The following is a 25,225-nucleotide window of genomic DNA, read 5'->3' on the forward strand; positions in this document are numbered from 1 at the left end:
CACACTGCCAAGAAAAGCCTCTATCGAGGTGAGAGGTGCCCGTACCGCAAACCGACACAGGTAGTCGAGGAGAGAATCCTAAGGTGTGCGAGAGAACTCTCGTTAAGGAACTCGGCAAAATGACCCCGTAACTTCGGGAGAAGGGGTGCTTCTTTGGGTGCATAGCCTAGAGAAGCCGCAGTGAATAGGCCCAGGCGACTGTTTAGCAAAAACACAGGTCTCTGCAAAACCGTAAGGTGACGTATAGGGGCTGACGCCTGCCCGGTGCTGGAAGGTTAAGAGGAGCGGTTAGCGCAAGCGAAGCTGTGAATTGAAGCCCCAGTAAACGGCGGCCGTAACTATAACGGTCCTAAGGTAGCGAAATTCCTTGTCGGGTAAGTTCCGACCCGCACGAAAGGCGTAACGATCTGGGCACTGTCTCAACGAGAGACTCGGTGAAATTATAGTACCTGTGAAGATGCAGGTTACCCGCGACAGGACGGAAAGACCCCGTGGAGCTTTACTGTAGCCTGATATTGAATTTTGGTACAACTTGTACAGGATAGGTAGGAGCCAGAGATCCCGGAGCGCCAGCTTCGGAGGAGGCGTCGGTGGGATACTACCCTGGTTGTATTGAACTTCTAACCCATGCCCCTTAGCGGGGTAGGAGACAGTGTCAGGCGGACAGTTTGACTGGGGCGGTCGCCTCCTAAAGAGTAACGGAGGCGCCCAAAGGTTCCCTCAGAATGGTTGGAAATCATTCGAAGAGTGTAAAGGCATAAGGGAGCTTGACTGCGAGACCTACAAGTCGAGCAGGGTCGAAAGACGGGCTTAGTGATCCGGTGGTTCCGCATGGAAGGGCCATCGCTCAACGGATAAAAGCTACCCCGGGGATAACAGGCTTATCTCCCCCAAGAGTCCACATCGACGGGGAGGTTTGGCACCTCGATGTCGGCTCATCGCATCCTGGGGCTGTAGTCGGTCCCAAGGGTTGGGCTGTTCGCCCATTAAAGCGGTACGCGAGCTGGGTTCAGAACGTCGTGAGACAGTTCGGTCCCTATCCGTCGTGGGCGTAGGAAATTTGAGAGGAGCTGTCCTTAGTACGAGAGGACCGGGATGGACACACCGCTGGTGTACCAGTTGTCTTGCCAAAGGCATCGCTGGGTAGCTATGTGTGGACGGGATAAGTGCTGAAAGCATCTAAGCATGAAGCCCCCCTCAAGATGAGATTTCCCATTACGCAAGTAAGTAAGACCCCTGAAAGACGATCAGGTAGATAGGTTCGAGGTGGAAGTGCGGTGACGCATGTAGCTGACGAATACTAATCGGTCGAGGACTTAACCACATTTTATTGCACAATTCAATGAAACGTTTATCCAGTTTTGAAAGAATGATTCTTTCTACAGGTTTCGTAAGAAGCCTTATAGTGAAGTGATGATGGCAAAGAGGTCACACCCGTTCCCATACCGAACACGGAAGTTAAGCTCTTTAGCGCCGATGGTAGTTGGGGGCTTCCCCCTGTGAGAGTAGGACGTCGCTTCGCTAGAATAAAATGGAGGATTAGCTCAGCTGGGAGAGCATCTGCCTTACAAGCAGAGGGTCGGCGGTTCGAGCCCGTCATCCTCCACCATTTCTAAATGCCGGTGTAGCTCAGTTGGTAGAGCAACTGACTTGTAATCAGTAGGTCGAGGGTTCGACTCCTTTCGCCGGCACCATTTAGAGAGCCATTAGCTCAGTTGGTAGAGCATCTGACTTTTAATCAGAGGGTCGAAGGTTCGAGTCCTTCATGGCTCACCAGTTTTTAAATAAATTACATATACTGTCAGAATTAAAATATCTTATGCATTTTGCGGAAGTAGTTCAGTGGTAGAACACCACCTTGCCAAGGTGGGGGTCGCGAGTTCGAACCTCGTCTTCCGCTCCAAAAATGCCGGGGTGGCGGAACTGGCAGACGCACAGGACTTAAAATCCTGCGGTGAGTGATCACCGTGCCGGTTCGATTCCGGCCCTCGGCACCATCTCTATTTTTTAATAAAGTAAATAATGCGCGCCCGTAGCTCAATTGGATAGAGCGTCTGACTACGGATCAGAAGGTTGTGGGTTCGACTCCTGCCGGGCGCGCCATATATATTATTTAATGACATATTCGGAATGTAGCTCAGCTTGGTAGAGCACTTGGTTTGGGACCAAGGGGTCGTAGGTTCGAATCCTGTCATTCCGACCATTCTTATGGGGCCTTAGCTCAGCTGGGAGAGCGCCTGCCTTGCACGCAGGAGGTCAGCGGTTCGATCCCGCTAGGCTCCACCATTTATTTTTATAATTTTCCTTTGGAGGTATACCCAAGTCTGGCTGAAGGGATCGGTCTTGAAAACCGACAGGCGGGTAACACCGCGCGGGGGTTCGAATCCCTCTACCTCCTCCATTTTAATATTTTTTTACTTAATGATGTTGGTCCCGTGGTGTAGCGGTTAACATGCCTGCCTGTCACGCAGGAGATCGCCGGTTCGATCCCGGTCGGGACCGCCATTTTTTTTTATGGGTTTGTAGCTCAGTTGGTAGAGCATTAGATTGAAGCTCTAAGTGTCGGCGGTTCGATTCCGTCCAAACCCACCATACTATGGGCCTATAGCTCAGCTGGTTAGAGCGCACGCCTGATAAGCGTGAGGTCGATGGTTCGAGTCCATTTAGGCCCACCATAGTATTATTCCGAAGTAGCTCAGTTGGTAGAGCATCCGGCTGTTAACCGGCAGGTCGCAGGTTCGAGTCCTGCCTTCGGAGCCATAGGCCCGTTGGTCAAGTGGTTAAGACACCGCCCTTTCACGGCGGTAACACGGGTTCGAATCCCGTACGGGTCATATATGCACGATAAAAACACATTGCAATTTTGCAATGTGTTTTTTGCATTCATAAAAAGGATAGGTTTTCAAGTAGTGTAAAAATGCGTTTATACTATAGAATGGATTTATATTTTAAAAGAAATTTCATTATAAAAAGCACAAAATAGACGGGAAAATTGCGCTTAATCCAAATTGGACGTAAAAAACAGCCTAAATAAACGGAGGATTTCGGTTTACCCAAATAAAAAACCTTGTATAACAGCAAAAATCGCCTTTATTTCTTCCTCAAATGAGATCCATTCTAGAAATAACCGGAAATTTTTCTCTTATTTAGCTTTTAACAAACCTGATAGAAACAGCGGGCACTAATAAGTTACTAACACATTTAAGTAGGGAGAAGATACATATGGATGGAATTATAGAAGCTAGTGGAAAAACAGTATATCCCATTATATTTCCAGTGAATTATAGTAGTTTGGGTAGCATTAACTGTTATATATATCAGAATAGAAACGAATATACACTCATAGATGCAGGCATTAAAGGGGAAGAATTTGAACAGTTTTTTTACCAGAAATTAAGTGACTATAGGATTGAAATGAAACAAATTAAACGGATTATACTTACTCATTTTCATGAAGACCATACAGGACTGGTTAATAAGCTTACAAAGGAATACTCGATTCCTATATATGCCAGTCAAATTGCCATTACACGTTTAAAATGTGAAGGAGAATATTTACAGCAGAAGCTTACTTTTTACCAAGAATTATATAAACAGTATGGGGTAACGGATTTTGCAGTTGAACGGTTGACTAAAATGGAAAACACCCTTCGCAATAAAGAAAAAGTAATTTTGCAGTCAGCTATTCTTCAACTAGAAGAGGGACAGCAAATTGGAGGGCTGCACGTAATAGCTGTTCCAGGGCATTCACCTGATTCTATTGGGTTATTGGATAAAGAAAACGGTTGGCTATTTGCGGGGGATTTCTTATTGGCTTCCGGGATGACAAATGCGTTAATTGATCATGACGAAGCAGGAATTATAATAAATCCGTTAATGCAATATATTGAATCAATTGAAAAAGTAAGGCACTCTTCTATTCAGTATGTTTTTGCTGGGCACGAAGCCGTTTTTCAAAATTTAGATGATGTCATTGAGAAGAGTTTAAGTAAGACGGAATATAAACTGCAAAAGCTCGTAAAGAAAATAAGTGAAGGTCATCAAACGGCACAGGCTATTGGGGAAGCAATTTACGGTCCCCGTTTTGCAAAGCACTTTATCTTTATTATCTCTGAAGTAATAGGCTTAACATTGCTTGCACAGGAGCGTGGAATAATTGAACGTCATTGGCAAGAGGAGCAATGGATTTTTCAATTAAAGAATGATTGATACTAAATGGGAGCGCCAGAAAGGAATTTCAGGCTGCTCCCATTTTATTTTTCCATTGTAAGAGTGCCGTTATAATCTGTACCTCGTTCACGACCTGCTTCACAATAAAACTCTGTTGTTTTAATGGAGTTATTCAATCCGAGTTCAAATTCAATAACGCACCGTTCTCCCTCACCTGTTTTGGTCATTCTTGCTTTCGTTTCAGATGTGAGAGTTGCCGTACCTTCAATCGTTCCAGAGGACCAGCCATTAAATGTATAGTAGGTTACGTTAAAATTCTCCTTCGTACTATTTGAAATTGTGAGCACACGTCCTAGGGAATTTAAATCACCTTTTCCATACGTATAAAAGTACGTATATTCTCCATCCCACGTTTTCTTCGGTTTTTTATTTGTTACAGGAGACCAGTTTCGTCCACTTTGTAACGAACGGTCGAGCATGTCCCTTGCTTCATTAGCCATTTTATAGAGGGGAGTTGACCCTATATTAGCATAGCGCTCTTCTGCTAATTGTGAACGATAAAAAAAGTTTTTACTTTGCATTTTGTAGAATAGGGAAACGAGTTGAGCACGTGTTAAATTATTCGATGCTCCGAAAAAACGTTGCAAGTTGATTTGTTCATACTTGGGGTTTTGCCCATTCGAAATATCATGGTTGAGCAGAAATTGTATAGAATTATTTAATGTTGTTTGGCCATCTGCTACATAAGCAATTGCCTGTGCAACAGTTCCACGCTTTACTGCAGCACCTCGAATAATATTTTGGAAATAACCATTTAACGGTACCCCATAGGCAGCAAGTGTATTGTAATTTCCATCAGACGGAATTTCGTTAGGCGTATATTTTTGAAGCTCATCTGACACGGGCTCTAAATCAAAATAACTAACTAAAATACTTGCAAACTGCTGCTCAGTGACAGGCTGATTTGGACGGAAGGTACCGTTTGCATAGCCGTTTACTATATTAAAGTCATACGCCCATTTAATTGCATCATACGCGTAATGGTCAGTTGGAACATCTTTAAACACTTGCTTTGCTTCAGTTTGTGATGGGAACGCAAAGCAAATAATAATCCCAGCCATCAAAAAAAATGCATTTAAAAAAAGCTTCATAAAAGGTACCCTCCTTAGAAATTGGATTAATTTGACTGTAGCATGTCTCTTCAGTTCGTGCAAATTGATAAATTATGAAAAAGGTATGGCATGACTATTTATGGAATCTAGCTACACAATAGTAAATATCCTATATTTTATGATATGTTACCTATTTTTGTTCTAAAATATGGTATATGAACCGATATAAAAAGTAATAGATTTTTATACATAAATAGAGGCGAGAAGGAGAAGTGTCATATATGAAATCGAAAAAAATACTAGCAGCGTTGGTTGCCATTCCAGCGAGTGTTGTTGTGGCAGGGGAAGTACAAGCGGAAGAAGTAACGATTACACAAACGTTTGACATACAAAATATTTTTACTGGTAGCTCAGCTACTTTAACTCAGTCAAGTACCGAATTATTCTTAATCAATAATGAAGAAGATTTAAAAAAACAAATTCTTATTGAAATGTCTAAATTTAATAAAGGTTTTACAGTAATGTATACAGGTCAAGAAATTACATCATATAAAATTTCAATAGAGCAGGTAATGGCGGAGTTGACGGACAGTTTAAATACTCAAAAAACTGTGACTACAACATCCAATGATACAGCGACATTTGATGTAACAGAAATATATGGTCTCTTTAATAATATGCAAGTGAAAGCGACCGAAACGAAGGCAGATGATGTAATAACTTCTGTTAAATTAGAGTTCTCTTTAAACTATTACGATACTATTACAAATAATCTACCAAAGAATCTGAATGCTGCAAAAGCTAAATATGATGATATTAAAACGAAGGTAGAGGCAACATCAAATGACGTTGCTAAAATTAAAATTATTCATGATTACGTAGTCCATAATACAAATTATGTAGAGGGAAATCATCATTTAATTCCGACAAGCGGTTTATCTTCCCATGCATATGCTTTATGGATGTACACGTTATTAAAGCAGGTGCCTTCCATTGATGTTAAGTATGTATATGGAATTGTAAATGGTGAATACCGTTCATGGAATGTGGTGAAAATCGGTACCCAATGGTATCACCTAGATGCAGGAAGTAACGATACAGCAATAAAAAGTGACAAGCTTATTCAATATCGCTATTTTTTAACATACACACCCAATGAGCGTCGTATTGCAAATGGAGCAGACGGGTTAACAATTGCGTCTAATACATACAATCACTTCAAAACAATTGATAACCAAGCACAATCAAGTACACATATTTATTATCCTAATGCGCATGCATCTGGTGAAATTTATCAATTAGATTTAGCTTCACTTACAGCAACGCCATTAGCTATTGATCGGATAGATGCTACAACAGGGACAGGTCGCATCGTATATTACGAGCAAACTTCTGGTGATTCTGCAAATATTGAAACTGTAGGAAAATACCTTTACTTTATAAATGATAGTCAAGGAAAGTATCTATATCGTTATGATCTTGGTTCATCAAAAGAACCTGAATTAGTGTTGAAGGAACAGTTGCAGTCGATTAAGTTAGGCACAAATATTTTAACTTATACCCCAGTAGAGGGCACTCCTGGCTTCTTACCATTGGCACGTATGAATGATTTAAACGAAGAGAAAGCCAATAAAGTTATTAATGAAATTCAAAAATTGGTAGATACAGCAAATCAAACAACACCTTCGTTTAAAAATGCTGTAATGGTTGCCCGCCAACATTATATGGAGTTAACAAAAACACAGCAATCATTAGTATCAAATTACATGGAATTGAAAAAAATTGAGGAAGTTATAGCTGGTGATGTAAGTACTTCTGCTATTGTAAATATTATTAATGCTTTGGATGAAATGGATGCAGATTACGTAAAAGACGTGGATGATGCCTTAAGTGCATATAACAGACTTGATAATAAAACGGCTGTTTATAACTACCCTATACTGCAAGAGGCAGTGAAAAAAGTAGAGGCGGCCCGTCAACTGAAAAAAGACTTAGATGAGAAAGTGGAAAGCGTCAAAAATGGAGATCCTTTTGAACAAATTCCGGATTTTATTGTATTTGTTGAGGATTTTTTAAAGAAATATAATAGTTATTTGCCGTCGATTCGTAATGAAATCGGATTAGGCGATATTGAAACGTACCGTCAACGCACAGAGGAACTTCGTCGAGAAGCACAGGATTTCATTCATGCAGTAAAAATAATAGATGAAAGTGCCACAGACTTTCTAACAAGTATGAAGGATATTCAAATCCAGTACGATGAGCTTTTAATCAGTCAAAAACACCTCATGAGCAGCGCAGATGGAAATATAGTTAGAGATAAATTAGCTTTAATGCAATCTATGAATAATCAAATCGAGCGCTTTAATCAATTAATGGATGATCTTACGACTTCCGAGCCGGTAACTGAAGATTTGGTTAAAAAGGTACGAGAAGCACAAAAAATCTATGATGAAATGAAGCAATCTCAAAAAGCCGTTATTTCAGTAGAAAATATAAATAAATTAACAACGCTTATAAACCGTTTAAACGGGCTTTCTGAAGACGCAACATTAAAATCATTAATATCGTCAATAACAAATCTTGACCTTGCTAATATGGGTTCATTAGACAGTTTGATCAGTCAAATAACTTCTGCAGATTCAGTTAGTGTAGTGGCTACACAATTAAATATTACAGTTGAACAAGTACTTGCTTTATTATCGGCAGAGGTTAGAGAGAAATTATTTGAATACCGTAAATTAAAAGATTTAGCTACAACGCTCGGTCAACCACTATTAAAGGAGATGGCAGATCTTCATAACGAATCTATGACGGTAGCTATTCAAGAAATAAGACAACGATATACGGAATTACTAGAATTAGATATCCGAATTGAGAAGTTCTTTACCGAACAACTAAAAAATTTAGTTGAACAAGAAGCACGAATAATGGAAGAGGGGTATGCTGCAGATGCCCAGACAGTTATTAATAAAATTAATGAATTAACTGAACAGTCTTCCTATATGGAAGTGCAAGCTGTTTATCAGGATTATCAAGCACTGACAGCAGAGGCTAAGAACCTTGTAAATAACAAAGAAGCCTTAATTGCTTTATGGGAAAAGGTATCAAAAGACGAAGCAGCTTTCCAAAAAGCCATTGATGATGTGAACAAAGCAATTGAAGCTTTAAATAGCCAATCCACTAAAGATGACATTGAAAAGGTTCGGGAAGCTTATAATCATCTTTCACAGGAGCAACAAAGCAAAATTAATAATTACGGCAAGCTTGATATCCTTTTATCCACTTTAGAGGATTTAGAAGTAGAACTTACAAACAAAGCCGCCGCCGAAAAAGTAATTGAAATGATTCAGGTTCTAAATAATGAATCGACTTCTGCAGAGATTAAAGCTGCCCGGGCTGCTTACGAAGCGTTAACTGAAGAAGCTAAGAAGTTAGTATATGAGCTTATTTTACAAAACTTAGTTTATTTCGAGTCCTTACTTGCAACCCAAACAGAACAAGCCGAAAAAGAAGCAAAAACTGTAATGGACCGCATCAACCGTATCGACAAATCAAAATATACAGAAGCACAAATTAAAAGTATTCGTATGGCGTACAATGCGCTAAGTGATCTTGCAAAGTCACTTGTCACAAACTTGCATATATTAATCGATGCAGAAAACTATGTAATTTATCAAAATACAGTTGTGAAGCAGGCTAAGCTGGATGCCAATGCGTTTGATTTACATATGGATACAGTTACTCGCAACTCGTCGACGGCGGAAATTGCAAAGGCGCGTTCGCTTTATAATAATTTATCTGCAGAGGCGAAAAGACATGTCACAACGCTAGAAAAACTTGTACGCCTTGAAACGATGTGGAATGACCCGCAATATATTGAACTTGTATACACATATTATCCAGATTATGTGAATGCAGTTAAGCCAGGTGCGATTGTGGTCGAAAAGCCAAAACATGACCCACTCTACATTCCGGATGATTCGACACAAATACCAAGTTCCGTTGCAACGTCGGTTCCAAAGACGGCGAGTTGGTCACAATATGAGACAATGACATATCAAAATGGGCGCTATACAACGCAAATTACATCAACACAAGTGAAAAATATAGCTGATCGCAATATGCGCTTAAAAGCTGGGGATGTTGATATCGTTATACCGACATCTGAAATTCAATCTGCTACTGCGGCAATGGGGGTAGCTTTAAATATTGTAAATAACCAATTAAACATTCAATTTACAGAAGGCAATAACGTAAAAAACTTCTCCAGCTATGTAGAAATTCATGTTCCGATGAGTACATTAAAGGGGAATACGTCTCAAATTATTGAGCGCGTTACAACAACTGGTTCATCTCCTGCATCATTTAAAGTGGATGGCTCAAACTTTATCATTCGTACAACGTCAGGCGGCACTTTTAAGGTGACTACAGGTGATATTCGTTACACAGACATTCAAAACAATACCCAAGGAAATGCAATTCGTGAATTGGCCAAGCGCGGTATTACATTCAATACGACAAACCGTCTTGTACAAAGCTACAAACAAGTAAACAAACTGGATGTTATGACAATGATTGCTTCAGCAATAGACTTATCGAGTAACTCAAAATCAAAATATATGGATTTAGAAAATGCACAGCACTTAAAACATGCACAAGGCTTATTAGAGGCAGGAATCATGAGCGGAGCAACCTCTTCACGCTTTAGCCCAACTGCGACGGTAACAAAGCAGGAAGCTGCAATAATCATCGCAAACATGTACCGCTATTTAAATCAAGATTTATCAAAGGTGTATAATGAACTAACATCAAACTATCGTGATATAGCAAACTTAACATTGGAAGCACGTCAAAGCATTGCTATTTTAGAGCTGTTCGGTGTAGTGGATGGAACGGGTGCATTCAATCCAACGCAAACACTTTCACGCGGTGAATTTGCCGAGCTATTTTATAAAGCATTAAGCGCGATTGATTACTTATAAAAAAGAAACGTCTCTAATTTATTCAGTTAAATTAGGGACGTTTTTTATAGGAGTTTAATTGCGTCTTGACCTATCTTCATAAAAATAAGCTATAATAAAATACTAAAGTAACTAGACGCAGAAGGAGTGCTCTCATGGTCTATTTATCAATGATTTTCTTCAAGATTGTGGCACCTATTTTAGTATTGCTCGTTATCGGCGCTATCTTACAGCGCAAATTTCAATTTAACTTAAAGGCATTATCGCACCTTATTACATATTGCTTCATGCCCGCAGCAGTTTTTATCAATATATATGAAACTTCTATTGAAATGAGTGTCCTCGGGCAAATTACGATTTTTATTATTTTATTTATAGGTTCACAAATGCTGCTTAGTCAGCTACTGGCAAAGCTATTAAAACTTGATAAAAAGGAGTCAGCTGTTTTCAAAAACAGTGTGGTTCTTATTAACTCAGGCAACTACGGTATTCCGGTTGCCCAGATGATTTTTGCGACACAGCCAATCGGTGTAGCAATACAAGTTATTCTTGTTATTTTTCAAAATATGACGACGTACACTTACGGACTGTATAATCTAATCTCTTCCACGAAGTCAGGCTTGGCAATTGTACGGGACTTTTTGAAAATGCCCATAGTACATGCACTTATACTAGGTGCTGCATTGAATTATTTTAGTGTACCAATCCCAGAGACGTTTAGCATCCCGCTCGAACATATTGCAGACGGCTTTGTAGCAGTGGCCCTCATCACACTAGGTGCACAGCTTTCGACGATTGAAATGCGTACAATGTTCAATAAAACAATTTTTGTCAGCTGCTTTACAAGGTTGGTCATCGGTCCAGCCGTAGCATTGCTCATTATTTTTACATTAGGCTTAGACGGTGTTGTTGCACAGTCACTCTTTATCGCCAGTGCATTTCCGACATCCCGAAACAGTTCCAGCTTAGCACTGGAGTATGATATTGAATCGGCAACAGCGGCGCAGACAGTTTTATTTTCAACCATTATTAGCTGTTTAACGGTAACCGTTGTTATTTATATATCAACAATTTTATTTGTATAACATTGTCCATGGAAAGAGATTTCTTTTCATGGATTTTTTTATGCGTTGTGCAAGGGATGGATGTTCTAAAATATGGCCTGAATGTTCTAATAAAATGAAAGAAGTGCTAATAAAATTGGAACTTTCTAATATATCATTCAAGTCTTCTAAAATGAATGCCTTAGGTGCTAATATCCCCGTCGGAAGTGCTAAAATCACCCTCAAAGCTTCTAATAAATCAAAAAAACTTCTAATAACTAAAGCAGTATAAAAAAAACCGCAAGTATCTGAGGGGATACTTGCGGCTGTAAGCGATTATAGTTTGGATATCAATAACGCTCTTGGAATAGCTTAAGAATTAACAGTCTGAACGTATGGGTTTGAAAGGTCCATACCGTCTAAAGAAAGACCCATTGCCTTCGCTACACCTTCACCGTAAGCTGGATCAGCTAAGTAGCAGTGTAAAATGTGACGACGTTTGATGAATTCTTCAACACCGTTCATTTCAGCAGCAGTTGTTTCGAATAGACGTTGTTGCTGTTCAGGTGTTTGAAGACGGAATAACTTACCTGGTTGCTCGAAGTAGTTGTTGTCATCTTCACGGAAGTCGTAGATGTCAGCTGGACCATCAAGAGCTAATGCAGGATCTTTGTATTGTGATTGACCTTGTAATGCACCATAGCTATTTGGATAGTAAGTAATAGCTGCACCACGGTTTCCATCAGCACGACCTACGCCATCGCGGTGGTAAACCATGAATGGACATTTTGGTGTGTTTACTGGAATTTGGTGATGGTTAACGCCTAAACGGTAACGAGTTGCATCTTGGTATGCGAATAAACGCGCTTGTAACATACGGTCTGGTGAGAATGAAATACCAGGTACTACGTTTGATGGAGCGAATGCTGCTTGCTCAACATCAGCGAAGTAGTTTTCAGGGTTACGGTTTAATTCGAATTCTCCAACTTCAATAAGTGGGTACTCAGATTTGTACCAAACTTTTGTTAAGTCGAAAGGGTTGTCCTTAGAGTTACGTGCTTGCTCTTCAGTCATCACTTGGATGTACATTTTCCATTTCGGGAAATCGCCTTTTTCGATTGACTCGAATAGATCACGTTGTGAAGATTCACGGTCTTTACCGATAATTTCAGCAGCTTCTGCACCTGTTAAGTTTTCGATACCTTGTTGAGAACGGAAGTGGAATTTCACGTATACGCGTTCACCAGCTTCGTTAATCATTGAGTAAGTATGAGAACCGAATCCGTGCATTTTGCGGTAACCGTTTGGAATACCACGGTCAGACATTACGATTGTTACTTGGTGTAATGCTTCTGGTAATGAAGTCCAGAAATCCCAGTTAGAGTTACCGTTGTGCATGTTTGTTTTTGGATCACGCTTAACAACGTGGTTTAAATCCGGGAAATGTAATGGATCACGGAAGAAGAATACAGGCGTGTTGTTACCAACCATATCCCAGTTACCTTCTTCAGTGTAGAATTTTAATGCAAAACCGCGAATATCACGTTCAGCATCAGCCGCACCACGCTCACCTGCTACAGTTGAGAAACGTGCGAACATTTCTGTTTTCTTACCAACTTCAGAGAAAATTTTTGCTTTTGTATATTTTGTGATGTCATGAGTTACAGTGAATGTACCGAATGCACCAGAACCTTTTGCGTGCATACGACGCTCAGGAATTACTTCACGGTTAAAGTTTGCTAATTTCTCAATTAGAAATACGTCTTGTAATAAAATTGGACCACGACGACCAGCTGTTTGTGAATCATCGTTAGATACTACTGGAGCACCAGTAATTGTTGTTAAACGTTCGTTTGTCATGTGTAGTTCCCCCTAAAATGAATTTGAAAACTGCTTCTTTTATAATATAACAAATGTAAATCATAATTTCTACTAGATTATAATAATTCTTTTTAAGGAATCTTTATATTAAAATATTAATTATCTATAAGAAGGTGCAGACCCACTTTATTTGAAAATTCACACTATAAATCTATACTTAAATTATAACGTACTTATAGAAAAAAATGACAAAAATTGCATCATAATTCTCGTCAATATTGGCGTGATTTCACTTTAATGACAAAATTGAGGGTGGTTGTTAGTTTTTTTCTTATATAATGGGTGATAGTACAATTGGAAAGGAAAAGGTCATGCAACTCACGTTAACATTTATTATTTTGGCAGTTACAATCCTTTTATTTACAACAAATAGAATTCGTGCGGATCTAGTAGCAATGATGGCGCTATTGTCATTTGTTATTTTAAATATTTTAACTCCGGCTGAAGCACTTGCAGGGTTTTCAAATTCTGTAGTAATTATGATTGCAGGACTATTTGTTGTAGGGGCAGGGATTTTAAGAACGGGTCTTGCAGGAATGGCGGGGAACCTTCTTTTGAAATGGTCCGGTGATAGTGAACTTCGTCTCTTTATATTGTTGCTTATCATTGTAGCAATTGTAGGAGCATTTATGAGTAATACAGGTACAGTGGCACTCATGCTACCAATTGTCGTATCGATTGCGATTAGCATCAAGGTGAGTCCATCGAAGTTTTTAATGCCGCTTTCCTATATAGCAAGTATGTCAGGGCTAATGACGCTCATTGCTTCGCCGACCAATTTAATAGCTTCCCAAACACTTGTGGACCACGGATTTGAAAAGCTAGGCTTCTTCACAATTACACCAATTGGCATTATCGCGACAATTACCGTTATTGTTTATTTAGTTCTCGTTCGCAATAGATTGCTGCCAAATGAAAATAACCGTTCGCAATCAAGTGCAGGGTATAAATTATCTCCACAGAAAATTGCTCATGAATATGATCTACATGATAAATTATTCCGGGTCGTAGTAAGCGAACAGTCGACAATTTTGGAACAAAAACTAATCGATTTAAAGCTCCCTGCAACGTACCATATTTACATTATGAAAATTAAGCGGGGTGCTGTACAAGAAGGCATTAATTTACGCCCGATGACTTATCAAGAGCTAGCGGGTCCGACAAGCGTAATACATGCTGGCGATGAGCTATATGTACAAGGTATGGCGGATGATGTTGGACGTTTTGCTCATGATTTTGCATTAACTATCCAGCCTATCGAAGACAATGCTGAAGATCTCGTTTCAAAAAAAATAGGAGTAGCCGAAGTTTTATTGACGCCGCAATCTCGTTTAATCGGGGAAACAGTAAGTAAAATCGGTTTCCGTGAAAAGTATAATTTAAATATTTTAGGTATTAATCGGAAGGGTGACTACTTACTTAACAATATGGCGGATCAAAAGCTGCGGTTCGGGGATGCGATTTTAGTGCAGGGGACTTGGGATGAAATTGAACTCCTATCCCGCGAAACGCATGATGTTGTTATAGTTGGGCAGCCACGTGAGCAGGCAGGAGCAATTGCCGCAAACGGAAAGGCACCGATTGCCGGTATCATCATGCTGCTGATGATCGGATTGATGGTGTTTGAAGTGTTTGACGCGGTAATTGCTGTATTAATCGGGGCCGTTCTTATGATTATTACAGGTTGTCTGCGTAATATGGATGATGCTTACAGTAAAATGAACTTCGAAAGTATTGTGCTCGTAGCGGCAATGCTTCCGATGGCGACAGCACTTGAGAAAACAGGCGGAATGACGATTCTTGCAGAAGGAATTATCAGTGTGCTAGGTGATTTCGGACCATATGGTGTATTGATGGGGATTTATTTACTGACAGTTGTTTTCGGACAATTTGTTAGTAATACAGCAACAGCGGTACTGTTTTCGCCGATTGCCATCACTGCAGCACTTGCTATGGATGCGAACCCGTATACATTTATGATTGGGGTAGCAACTGCTGCTAGTATGGCGTTTGCGACACCGATTGCATCTCCGACAAACTCGCTTGTATTAACAGCGGGTGGCTATAAATTCATGGATTTCGTCAAAATCGGTGTTCCGTTACAGGTCATCATGTTTATCATCATGATGATTGCGGTACCGTTGCTGTTTCCATTTTAGGAGGAAATCAGCCCGTATAACAACACATGGCACCCAATTGATGGCAACATAACAATTGGGTGCTTTTTAATTAATATAAGAAATTAATTTTAAAGGAAAGGAGAGCTGAATTTGAGCGAATTGCTTTTATCGAAAAAATTTCTTCCCGTTTATTTTCTGGTAGGGATATTAGCTGACTCGCTCTACAACATCCGTTTAAAATAGAGAAAAAAATACCTAGATCTCTTGAACCGAGGGCACAGGTATTTTTTTAACGTTTTAATAATTTCATATGTCGTGTTTTGACCCACCCGTTTTCCTCACCTGTACCCGATAGCGGTAGGGGGTTAACTGATAGTATTCACGAAATACTTTTGTGAAGTAATTACTGTCCGTGAAGCCGACCATTTCTGCAACTGTCCCGATCTCCACGTTAGTCTCTATTAATAATTTCTCAGCCTGTTGGATTCGGTGCTGCTGCATAAACTTTCGAAACGGGATACCTCGCTTTTTTGAGAATATATTGCTTAAGTAGTTGGCACTTATATTTAACTCATTTGCAACAACTTGTAATGTGAGTTCAGGGTTTCTATAATCGCGTTCGATCATTTCAACGGCGATTTCCGTATAATCTGCAATCTGTTGCTGCTGCATATTTTTTCGTGCCTCGATTAATAGCTGCGTAAACAAAATAAATTCCTGCACAATTGCATATAAAATCGGGTGTTCTAAAATAAAATGGAACAATGCACGATATTGTTCTTCCAATTTTGCTTGCTGTTGAAGATGGTATTTCATCATAAATCGGCGAATTTGCGCTAAAATACTCGTTAAATGAATACGGACATCATCCTGGTGATAATAGGATGAGGGATGTGTGAGTTTATATAAAAAAGCTTTGATTGCTTTTAAATCCCCATTTTCAAGACTGGTAATCCACAGATGCTGCTCTTCTGGTGTCAGAAGCGGTTCAAGCCTTTTCACATAAAGCGTTTGCGTGCTTCTGAAAATATGGGAGTACCCTTTATAAAAACGCTGGGTTAATGTTTTTTTACATGCCTGGTACATTGTTAAAAGGGTTGTTTCGTCACCATCATAAACAGCAATATTCAGCGTATCTCCACTGAATTTCTCCCACTCCTGGCTCATAATTCTAAGTTGCTTCAATAGCATAGCAAAATCATCCGTTTCAGCAATGCAAATAACCCGCTTTTGTAAAGGAAGGGCAGTAAGATTCTGAAAAATAGGCAATTCAATCAGCCACTCGTAAAGCATTAAATTGTGGTCATAGTCGGCACACTCGATTAAAAAGAACCCTCGCCCTTTTAACGGGAAAATATCCGGCTTATTTAAATATAAATCCGAATACAATGGTGTCTCGATTGGAAGGGGACTGTCCGTAACTGCAGTTTGCCTTGGTAAAGAAACTTGCAGAAGGGTAGACTTTAGCTGCTCCAATGGAATTGGCTTCACAAAGAGATCAAGGGCCTTTAAGCGGATGGCTTTCATTGCTTGCTGAAAAATAGGCTCAGCTGTGACACCGATAATAGGAATCGACTGTTTACGCAAAAACTGTTCGACAGAAAATGAAGCTAGCTCCATTTCCATTAAAAGTACATCCGGCTGGATACGCTGAAAATCCGCCATTATTTTACTGCTATCCATCATTCGGATTACTTCTACATCGCTCATAAAATAGTTTTTTAAATACCATTCAATTCCTTTAATTTCTTCCAAATCCCGTTCTACAATTAAAATTTTCATTGAAGAATCACCTCACTTAAATTCTATTTCTTATAAAATTTCTATTTTTAAGTTAAATTAATTTTATTTTATTTAAATTTTACTATAATGTAGTTTTTTATTCTATTTATTCAGAATATAAAGAGATTTATAGTTTGTATAACAAAGGGGTGGTGAAATGACAAAGTATCAACAAGAACAGGAAATACCAAAATCAAATGGGTTTGAATTAGGCATTTTTACTAAAATGATTATTTGCAGTCTAATCGGTATTTTTAGCTTTTTCGTGTCATTTGAATGGAATGGGAAATCATCGATATTGGTCGACCACGTAGTTAGCGCATTTATTGCATATGCTCCTGCACTGGTGAATGGATATGTATTGATTCTTTTAGTGCTCGGTGCGTTTTATCCGTTTGTAACGAAAAAATGGAAAACATCAAAAGTGAATATGGTGTTATCGATTTTTAAAATAGGCGGGTTAGTTGCAGGTGTCATGCTTATTTTTGGGTTTGGTCCGGCATGGTTATTTAATCCGGATATCGGTCCATTTTTATTAGAAAAACTAATTAAGCCAGTTGGGTTAGTCATTCCGATTGGATCAATTTTTTTAGCATTACTCGTTTGCTATGGCTTGCTTGAATTTATAGGGGTGCTCATGCAACCAATCATGAAGCCCGTTTTTAAAACACCTGGTCGATCAGCGGTTGATGCGGTAGCTTCGTTTGTTGGTAGCTATTCAGTTGGCTTAATTTTGACGAACCGTGTTTATAAAGAAGGAAAGTATACAGCGAGGGAATCGGCTATTATTGCAACAGGGTTCTCAACGGTATCGGCTACATTTATGATCATAGTGGCAAAAACATTGGATTTAATGGAATACTGGAACTTATTTTTCTGGGTGACATTAGTCGTGACGTTCGTTGTAACAGCTATTACAGCGCGGATTTATCCACTAAATAAAATTAAAGATGAGTATTACGAGGGGTCTACACCTCAGCCTGAAAAAATCGTAAAGAAGGATCGTCTTCAAGTGGCGTGGACCGAAGCGGTTGAAGCAGCAAAGCAGAATCCATCTTTACTTAAAAACCTCTATCTCCATTTAAAAGAAGGTTTTATCATGGCAATGGGCGTCATACCTTCGATTTTATCAATCGGTTTATTAGGTATGGTACTGGCGATTTATACACCGTTATTTGACTGGCTGGCATACATCTTTGCACCATTTACGTATTTACTGCAAATTCCGGATCCGATGCTGACGGCTAAAGCATTGTCATTATCAATTGCTGAAATGTTTTTACCGGCAATGATTGTTACAGAAGCTGCAATGATAACGAAATTTATTGTAGCAGTTGTATCGATTTCGGCGATTTTATTCTTCTCAGCGGTAATTCCAGTTATTTTATCAACAGACATTCCGCTAACAATTCGCCAAATGATCATTATTTGGTTTGAGCGAGTTGTATTAACACTAATTTTAGTAACACCAATAGCATTTTTCTTCTTCTAAATAATATTAAAAATAAAGGGAGCGATTTTTTATGGTATTCAAAACAAATATTCGCGCACCACGTGGCTCGGAACTTTCATGTAAAGGGTGGACACAAGAAGCGGCAATGCGCATGCTTATGAACAATTTAGATCCTGAAGTAGCAGAAAATCCGGATGAGCTTGTAGTATACGGAGGCATCGGAAAGGCTGCGCGTGATTGGGAAAGCTACGATAAACTAATTGCGACTTTAAAAGAACTGGAAAATGACGAGACGATGATTGTACAGTCAGGTAAACCAGTTGCCGTTTTCAAAACACATGAAAATGCACCGCGTGTACTAATTGCGAATTCCAACTTAGTGCCTGGATGGGCAAATTGGGACCACTTTTATGAATTAGAAGAACGCAATTTAATGATGTACGGGCAGATGACAGCCGGTTCATGGATTTATATCGGGGCACAGGGGATTTTACAGGGAACGTATTTAAGTTTCGTTGAAGCGGGAAAAAAGAAGTTTGGAACAGCTGACCTTCGTGGTAAGTGGATATTAACTGGAGGTATGGGCGGCATGAGTGGTGCCCAGCCACTAGCAGGAAAAATGGCGGGTGCGGTTATTTTAGTTGTTGAGGTAGACCGTGCACGTATCGAGCGAAAAATAAACGAAGGCTACTGTGATTACCTTGTGGAGTCAGTGGATGAAGCAATGGAGCTGGTGAACAAATTAACTGCTGCAAACGAGCCTGCATCAATCGGATTAGTAGGAAACTGTGCGGACGTGAACCGTGAATTACTAAATCGTGGCATCATTCCGGATTTTGTAACAGATCAAACGTCTGCGCATGACCCAGTGAATGGCTATGTTCCAAATGGCATGACTTTAGCTGAAGCGCTGCAGTTACGTAAATCAGACGTCAAAACATATGAGCGCCGTGCAAAAGAAACAATGGCAGAGCATGTACGGACAATGCTTGAATTCCAACAAGCGGGTGCTGAGACATTCGACTACGGTAATAATATCCGTGCCTATGCAAAGGAAATGGGTGTAGAAAATGCATTTGATTTCCCAGGATTTGTACCAGCCTATATTCGCCCGTTATTCTGCGAAGGAAAAGGACCATTCCGATGGGCAGCACTTTCAGGTGACCCGGAGGATATTTATAAAACAGATGCTTTGGCAAAGGAAATGTTTGCAGAAGACACAGCATTAGTAAACTGGATTGATATGGCGCAAAAAATGGTGAAGTGGCAGGGCTTACCGGCACGAATTTGCTGGTTAGGCTATGGAGATCGCCACCGCTTTGCATTACGTGTTAACGAAATGGTGGCTAACGGTGAATTAAAAGCACCAATCGTATTTGGCCGTGACCATTTAGATTCAGGCTCTGTTGCATCGCCGAACCGCGAAACAGAAGGTATGAAGGACGGATCAGATGCAGTATCCGACTGGCCATTGCTAAATGCCTTAGTCAATACAGCAGGTGGTGCAAGCTGGGTAAGCTTACATCATGGCGGAGGCGTAGGTATGGGCTATTCACAGCATTCAGGTCAAGTATTAGTAGCAGACGGAACACAGTTGGCAGCAGATAAAATTAACCGCGTGCTTATTTCAGACCCGGGAATGGGTGTTGTACGTCACGCCGATGCAGGTTATGACATTGCAATTCGCACAGCAAAAGAAAAAGGTATTAACATGCCGATGCTTAAAGGATGATGAACTTTGGCTATTTTAATAAACAATGCAAATGAAGTATTAACGATGGCGAGCGAGGTAAAACTGCCTCGCCGCCGTGAGCAGATGAGTGAACTGGGCTTAAAAAAAGAAGTGAGCATTCTAATTGAGGACAATCGTATTGCGATGATTGCCCCTCTTGAAGAGATTAAAAATGAGTTTCCGCATTTAGTGAATAACGCAGATGTCATTGATGCGCGCGGCAAAATTGTCATGCCCGGCTTTGTTGATTGCCATACGCATTTAGTGCATGGCGGAACTAGGGAGCATGAACTCAATATGCGCCTTGCCGGCAAGTCCTATATGGACATTATGAATGCAGGGGGCGGTATTCATTACACAACAACAAAAACGCGGGAAGCAGCCTTTGATGAACTATATGAGAAAACGTATCAGCATTTAAATGATTTTTTACGTTATGGTATTACGACTGTGGAAGCAAAATCAGGCTACGGTCTAGACTTGGAAACTGAACTGAAGCAGCTGTATGTAGTAAAAAAATTACAGGAAGAGCATGAAGTAGATGTTATTTCAACATTTATGGGTGCACATGCCGTTCCAAAAGAATATAAAGGCAAAGAGGATGAATTTGTAAAAATTATTATTGAGCAAATGATTCCAAAAGTGGCGGAGCTTGGACTTGCTGAATTTAATGATGTATTTTGCGAGAAAGGTGTATTCACGCCAGCACAGTCTCGTCTGATTTTAGAGGCAGGTAAAGCATATGGACTGACACCAAAAATTCACGCAGATGAAATCGAACCATATGAAGGAGCCGAGCTTGCTGCAGAAGTAGGCGCCATTTCAGCGGAACATTTACTTGTTGCATCTGATGAAGGAATTGAAGCAATGGCAAAGGCAGGAACAATCGCAGTACTATTGCCGGGAACAGCCTTTTTCTTACGTGCACCTTATGCAAGAGGGCGCCTAATGGTAGACAGCGGAGTCCCGGTAGCAATTTCCACAGACTTTAACCCAGGTTCGTCGCCGACCATTAGTCTGCCATTTATTCAGAACCTGGCATGCATGAATATGGGAATGACGATGGAAGAAGTGCTCTGCGCGACGACTATTAACGCAGCCCATGCCATTAATCGAGCAGATAGTGTAGGGACGCTTGAAAAAGGAAAACAGGCGGATGTCCTGATTTTAGACGTACCGAACTATAAGCAGCTTCAATATTTCTATGGTATGAATCATACGGATACCGTTATTAAAGCAGGAAAAGTCGTGGTGAAAGGTGGCAGCCTGTTGTGAATTCGTTATTAGTAAGCCCAGCGACTACTTGGAACCGTATCGAGCATGAAGATATGAAGGTCAAGGACTGGATCGAACCAAGCTATGGGGTATGTTCAGATGACTTTGATGTAGTCATAACTGGTGTTCCTTTATCCCGTTCTTCGATTAGTGCTTCAGCAGCTTCGGAGTATCCGGAGTATTTCCGTAAAAGCTGGAATTATTTTACGACGTATTCCATTGATGAAAACGTTGATTTCCGAGCGCTCCGTGTTGCCGATCTAGGCGATGTAAAATTGCACGGGACAAATATTTTGCAGTGTCATGAAAATATTGAACAGGCAATGACGTATGTACTGAAAGGAAATCCTAATAGCTTTTACGTACAAATCGGTGGCGATCACTCGATTACAGCACCGATTGTCCGAGCATTTGCAAAAGTTTCGGGGAAACGTGTTGGCATTTTGCAATTTGATACACATCTTGACTTGCGTGCAACGGATTCGGATGGCCCTACAAATGGTACACCGATCCGCCAGCTGCTTGATGGGGGTGTTGTGCGTGGTGAGGATGTTTACAATATAGGATTACACGGCTTTTACAATGCCCCAAGCCTCATCCGTGCTGCTGATCATTACGGTGTAAACAGAATTACATTGAAGGATTTCCGGCGTCAAGGCGCGGCTGCGGTCATAGCCGATGTCATGCAGCAGCTTGCTGAAAAAGTAGATCTTGTCTACGTGACAGTCGATATGGACGTACTCGATATTGCGTATGCACCTGGAGTTCCTGCTTCAACACCAGGTGGTATGCGCACAGATGAGCTATTTGATTTGCTGCACGAAGTAGGGAAATACGAGATCGTCCACGGTATGGACTTCGTCTGTTTAGATCCACATCGGGATACAAGTGAGTTACAGACAGTCAAAGCTGGAGCGTATGCGTTTTTAACGATGATGGTATCGAGATTTGTGCATTTGAAATGAAAATTGACCGAGTTTCCTCTCATAGTTGAGCGGGAATTCGGTTATTTTGTCTCGGTTGAGCCGAAGCAGTTTTGGTTTTCTAGAAAGTCAGCGGAGTTTCTAAAAAGCCTCTTAAACCTGCTAATATAGGCGCTCCAACTTCTAAAAAATTCTCTGCAACTTCTAATATCGCTGAATTTCTTCTAAATAAAAAAAGCGCCCAAAATAGGAACGCTTCATTTCATGTATTGTGTATAACGCCACTTCGAATATGTTTTGTCACTTTCTTCTCTATTCTTGCAGAAACAATTTCAATTAAAATGGAAATCACCCAATAAATAACCGCGGCCGCGATAAAAGCTTCTAAAAATTTCAAATTACTCGCTGCAATAATATTGGCTGTACCTGTGATTTCAGTCACGGAAATTAAAAAAGCAATCGATGTGGCATGTAAAAAGGCAGTGCTAATATTCGTTAAATTAGGAATCGCCGCAACAAGCGCTTGCGGGAAAATGATGCGTCTAAATACTTGGCTCATCGTCATGCCAATCGATTGGGCCGCTTCAACCTGACCTTTTGAAACACTTAAAATACCGCTACGAATAATTTCCGATAAAAAGGCACCTGCGTTTAAAGTGAGTGCGATTAGAACGAAAACATAGAGAGGGATGCCATTTAGGGAAATGTTGAGCACTTCCTGGGCCAAATTTGTAAATCCGAAATAAATAATGAAAATATGCATAATCACTGGAGTCCCACGGTAAAAGGAGACATAAAAGTTTGCACATGCTTTTAAAATTTTTAAATCACTCATTCGAATAAAGGCAACGATTAGGCCAATTACAAACCCTAAAATGATCGGGGTGAAGGCTAAAAATAACGTAAAAGGAATGACTTTGCTCAATTCTTTTAGCGCATACATAATAAAATTGAAATCCAGCTGCATCGTATTCCCCCTATATAGCCTCTTTTACAAGATAGCGATTTAAATAACGTTCAATAAATTTATAGCCATACTCAAGCAGCAACACAATAACATAATAAATAATAGCGAGTGCTACATATACTTCGAGTGCATTCATCGTAGCTGTAATGAGTGTATCGCCTCGTCCCATCATATCCATAACGCCGATTGAAAAGGCGAGGGACGTATCTTTTAACGAGCTAATAGAAGTACTCGCGATATTCGGGAAAGCGACGCGTAATGCTTGAGGAAACACAATACGCGAGAAAGTTTGCCAACCTGTCATTCCAATGGATTGAGCCGCCTCCGCTTGCCCATAATCAACGGATTGAATTGCTGCCCGGAATATTTCTGCAAAAGCCGCTGCATTGCTGAGTGTGTATGTAATAACGACAAAGATGAAAGCATCCATTCGTGTAATATCAATTCCAATCATGCCGACGAGAACTGGTAATCCATAAAAGATTAAAAATAGTTGAATTAAAATTGGTGTTCCACGAATAAATGAAATATAAAGTGTAGCGATTTGTTTAAGAACAGGGATTTTATAAAGGCGTGGAACGGCAATGATGATGCCCAGAATAAGCCCAAAGAAAATCGATAGCACTAATATTTCGATTGTTATGTGTAAAAAGCTTAGCAGTTTTGGAATGGCTTCAAATACATAGCCGATATCGAAAAAGTCCGACATTCATCATTACCTCCTTTTTATAGTTCCACTGAGAAATCAGCACCAAGCCATTTTTCACTTAATTCCTTAACAGTTCCATCGTCAATCAACTCGACTAATACTTCATCGATATCTGCAGCTAATTGTTCATCTTGCTTATTTAGCATGAAGAAGATTTCCGAGAAAATTAACGGCTCACCAACTAATTTTAATTGTGCATCCGATTCACGGTTAAAGATTTCCACTGAGAATGGGAACTGGAAAATTGCCTGAATACGATCTGTTTTTAATTGATTTAATATATCCGGAGTTGAAGTAATATACGTTAGCTTAGTATCCATGTTATTTTTCTCTACGTAATCTTCAACAAAGAGTGCCGCATTACTTGTTGGTGCAAGACCAACTGTTTTCCCATTTAAATCATCAATTGATTGAATGTCAGTATTTTTTTCATTAACAACGACATGAGTAGGTACTGCATTATAGGGCTGTGAATTGAATAGGAACTTTTCCTCACGCTCAGGGTTTTTGGCCATATTATGTGCGATTACATCAATTTTCTTCGTCTCTAAACTAAGGAGTAAATTCGAGAAATCCATTACTTCAAAATCAAATTCATATTGTGGCAGGCGCTGATCGATTTCCTTTAATAACTCGATATCATATCCTGTTAAATTGCCATCCTCATCATAAAAACAAATATTAATAAACTGAGACCCAGTACCAATAACAACCTTCTTCGCATCATCATTGTTATTTGCATTCGTTGAAGCCACATCCGAATCACTGCCACATGCTGATAGTAATGCTCCGGCCAATAAAATGGCTGATAGTAATCGTTTTTTCATTATGCTTTCACCTCTTCATATGCTTTTAATGCTTTTTCTAAATGCTCAATTCCAAGCTCTGTAACCCCTACATATGAATTATCCTGACCGATTTCAACAACCGGTACATAGCGAATTCCATATTTAATATCTAAAATATCGCGGTAGGAATCATTATTTGTTACATCGACTACGCGATAGTCAATTTGCTTTTGCTGTAAATACGTTTTTACTTCATCACAATAAGAACAACCATCTTTAGACCAAACAATTACTTGTGTCATTTCT

16 protein-coding genes, 14 tRNA genes and 2 rRNA genes (1 of these 32 only partly in view) are annotated in these 25,225 nt (G+C 39.9%); 25 read left to right on the plus strand and 7 right to left on the minus strand.

What is annotated here, in order from left to right:
* From MKY13_RS01045 to MKY13_RS01125, 17 genes are all read left to right on the plus strand, one after another.
* Positions 1–1,324, plus strand: a 23S ribosomal RNA gene (locus tag MKY13_RS01045) (it extends 1,605 nt beyond the left edge of the window).
* A gap of 82 nt (positions 1,325–1,406) precedes the next feature.
* A 5S ribosomal RNA gene (gene rrf / locus MKY13_RS01050) occupies positions 1,407–1,522 on the plus strand.
* A gap of 11 nt (positions 1,523–1,533) precedes the next feature.
* A tRNA-Val gene (locus tag MKY13_RS01055) sits at positions 1,534–1,609 on the plus strand.
* 9 nt (positions 1,610–1,618) lie between these two features.
* A tRNA-Thr gene (locus tag MKY13_RS01060) sits at positions 1,619–1,694 on the plus strand.
* A 6-nt stretch (positions 1,695–1,700) separates the two neighbouring features.
* A tRNA-Lys gene (locus tag MKY13_RS01065) sits at positions 1,701–1,776 on the plus strand.
* 52 nt (positions 1,777–1,828) lie between these two features.
* Positions 1,829–1,903 (plus strand) — tRNA-Gly (locus tag MKY13_RS01070).
* A gap of 5 nt (positions 1,904–1,908) precedes the next feature.
* A tRNA-Leu gene (locus MKY13_RS01075) sits at positions 1,909–1,997 on the plus strand.
* A 29-nt stretch (positions 1,998–2,026) separates the two neighbouring features.
* Positions 2,027–2,103, plus strand: a tRNA-Arg gene (locus MKY13_RS01080).
* Positions 2,104–2,126: 23 nt separating this feature from the next.
* Positions 2,127–2,203, plus strand: a tRNA-Pro gene (locus tag MKY13_RS01085).
* 7 nt (positions 2,204–2,210) lie between these two features.
* Positions 2,211–2,286, plus strand: a tRNA-Ala gene (locus tag MKY13_RS01090).
* A 22-nt stretch (positions 2,287–2,308) separates the two neighbouring features.
* Positions 2,309–2,401 (plus strand) — tRNA-Ser (locus MKY13_RS01095).
* A 28-nt stretch (positions 2,402–2,429) separates the two neighbouring features.
* Positions 2,430–2,505: transfer RNA gene (locus tag MKY13_RS01100), tRNA-Asp, on the plus strand.
* A gap of 11 nt (positions 2,506–2,516) precedes the next feature.
* Positions 2,517–2,592: transfer RNA gene (locus tag MKY13_RS01105), tRNA-Phe, on the plus strand.
* Between the two features lie 6 nt (positions 2,593–2,598).
* Positions 2,599–2,675: transfer RNA gene (locus MKY13_RS01110), tRNA-Ile, on the plus strand.
* 9 nt (positions 2,676–2,684) lie between these two features.
* Positions 2,685–2,760, plus strand: a tRNA-Asn gene (locus tag MKY13_RS01115).
* Positions 2,761–2,762: 2 nt separating this feature from the next.
* A tRNA-Glu gene (locus tag MKY13_RS01120) sits at positions 2,763–2,834 on the plus strand.
* 388 nt (positions 2,835–3,222) lie between these two features.
* Complete coding sequence (locus tag MKY13_RS01125) at positions 3,223–4,209, plus strand: MBL fold metallo-hydrolase (protein WP_339214773.1); 987 nt, start codon at positions 3,223–3,225, stop codon at positions 4,207–4,209.
* Between the two features lie 44 nt (positions 4,210–4,253).
* Here MKY13_RS01125 and MKY13_RS01130 read toward each other — a convergent pair whose 3' ends face one another.
* The gene (locus MKY13_RS01130) at positions 4,254–5,321 is read right to left on the minus strand and encodes an S-layer homology domain-containing protein (protein ID WP_339214775.1); all 1,068 of its coding nucleotides are present in this window, start codon (positions 5,319–5,321) and stop codon (positions 4,254–4,256) included.
* Between the two features lie 242 nt (positions 5,322–5,563).
* Here MKY13_RS01130 and MKY13_RS01135 point away from each other — a divergent pair, with 242 nt between their 5' ends.
* The 3 genes from MKY13_RS01135 (at position 5,564) to MKY13_RS01145 (ending at position 11,581) form a co-directional block, all read left to right on the plus strand.
* Positions 5,564–10,267 carry an S-layer homology domain-containing protein gene (locus tag MKY13_RS01135; protein WP_339214777.1) on the plus strand — a complete coding sequence of 1,568 codons (4,704 nt, stop codon included), beginning with the start codon at positions 5,564–5,566 and terminating at the stop codon, positions 10,265–10,267.
* Between the two features lie 134 nt (positions 10,268–10,401).
* On the plus strand, positions 10,402–11,331 hold the full coding sequence (locus MKY13_RS01140; RefSeq protein WP_191701327.1) for an AEC family transporter: 930 nt from the start codon (positions 10,402–10,404) through the stop codon (positions 11,329–11,331).
* Between the two features lie 28 nt (positions 11,332–11,359).
* Positions 11,360–11,581, plus strand: coding sequence for a hypothetical protein (locus tag MKY13_RS01145; RefSeq protein ID WP_191701326.1), 222 nt, complete (start codon positions 11,360–11,362; stop codon positions 11,579–11,581).
* Between the two features lie 80 nt (positions 11,582–11,661).
* Here the strand turns inward: MKY13_RS01145 and MKY13_RS01150 are convergent, their stop codons facing one another.
* Positions 11,662–13,149 carry a catalase gene (locus tag MKY13_RS01150; protein WP_191701325.1) on the minus strand — a complete coding sequence of 496 codons (1,488 nt, stop codon included), beginning with the start codon at positions 13,147–13,149 and terminating at the stop codon, positions 11,662–11,664.
* A 332-nt stretch (positions 13,150–13,481) separates the two neighbouring features.
* Between MKY13_RS01150 and MKY13_RS01155 the strand changes: the two genes are divergently transcribed.
* Complete coding sequence (locus MKY13_RS01155) at positions 13,482–15,329, plus strand: SLC13 family permease (RefSeq protein ID WP_191701335.1); 1,848 nt, start codon at positions 13,482–13,484, stop codon at positions 15,327–15,329.
* Between the two features lie 267 nt (positions 15,330–15,596).
* Here the strand turns inward: MKY13_RS01155 and MKY13_RS01160 are convergent, their stop codons facing one another.
* The gene (locus tag MKY13_RS01160) at positions 15,597–17,072 is read right to left on the minus strand and encodes a response regulator transcription factor (protein WP_339214781.1); all 1,476 of its coding nucleotides are present in this window, start codon (positions 17,070–17,072) and stop codon (positions 15,597–15,599) included.
* Positions 17,073–17,229: 157 nt separating this feature from the next.
* Here MKY13_RS01160 and MKY13_RS01165 point away from each other — a divergent pair, with 157 nt between their 5' ends.
* From MKY13_RS01165 to MKY13_RS01180, 4 genes are read left to right on the plus strand one after another with little or no spacing between them, the layout of a single operon-like run.
* Positions 17,230–18,564 carry a YjiH family protein gene (locus MKY13_RS01165; RefSeq protein WP_339214783.1) on the plus strand — a complete coding sequence of 445 codons (1,335 nt, stop codon included), beginning with the start codon at positions 17,230–17,232 and terminating at the stop codon, positions 18,562–18,564.
* Between the two features lie 31 nt (positions 18,565–18,595).
* Positions 18,596–20,257 (plus strand): urocanate hydratase, encoded by a 1,662-nt coding sequence (gene hutU / locus MKY13_RS01170; RefSeq protein ID WP_339214785.1) that lies wholly within the window; start codon positions 18,596–18,598, stop codon positions 20,255–20,257.
* 45 nt (positions 20,258–20,302) lie between these two features.
* Positions 20,303–21,532 carry an imidazolonepropionase gene (gene hutI, locus MKY13_RS01175; RefSeq protein ID WP_339216822.1) on the plus strand — a complete coding sequence of 410 codons (1,230 nt, stop codon included), beginning with the start codon at positions 20,303–20,305 and terminating at the stop codon, positions 21,530–21,532.
* On the plus strand, positions 21,529–22,497 hold the full coding sequence (locus MKY13_RS01180; protein WP_339214787.1) for an agmatinase family protein: 969 nt from the start codon (positions 21,529–21,531) through the stop codon (positions 22,495–22,497). The genes hutI and MKY13_RS01180 overlap by 4 nt, the downstream gene beginning before the upstream one ends.
* Positions 22,498–22,717: 220 nt before the next feature.
* Here MKY13_RS01180 and MKY13_RS01185 read toward each other — a convergent pair whose 3' ends face one another.
* Genes MKY13_RS01185 through MKY13_RS01200 form a run of 4 tightly spaced genes read right to left on the minus strand, consistent with a single transcriptional unit; the run spans position 22,718 to position 25,221 of the window.
* Complete coding sequence (locus MKY13_RS01185; protein ID WP_339214789.1) at positions 22,718–23,422, minus strand: amino acid ABC transporter permease; 705 nt, start codon at positions 23,420–23,422, stop codon at positions 22,718–22,720.
* A gap of 10 nt (positions 23,423–23,432) precedes the next feature.
* Complete coding sequence (locus MKY13_RS01190) at positions 23,433–24,131, minus strand: amino acid ABC transporter permease (RefSeq protein WP_339214791.1); 699 nt, start codon at positions 24,129–24,131, stop codon at positions 23,433–23,435.
* A 17-nt stretch (positions 24,132–24,148) separates the two neighbouring features.
* The gene (locus tag MKY13_RS01195) at positions 24,149–24,958 is read right to left on the minus strand and encodes a transporter substrate-binding domain-containing protein (RefSeq protein ID WP_339214793.1); all 810 of its coding nucleotides are present in this window, start codon (positions 24,956–24,958) and stop codon (positions 24,149–24,151) included.
* The gene (locus MKY13_RS01200; RefSeq protein ID WP_339214795.1) at positions 24,958–25,221 is read right to left on the minus strand and encodes a glutaredoxin family protein; all 264 of its coding nucleotides are present in this window, start codon (positions 25,219–25,221) and stop codon (positions 24,958–24,960) included. Before MKY13_RS01200 ends, MKY13_RS01195 begins: the two co-directional genes overlap by 1 nt.
* Positions 25,222–25,225 lie beyond the last annotated feature (4 nt).

It is taken from the genome of Solibacillus sp. FSL W8-0372, from assembly GCF_037969735.1.
Classification (GTDB): domain Bacteria; phylum Bacillota; class Bacilli; order Bacillales_A; family Planococcaceae; genus Solibacillus; species Solibacillus faecavium.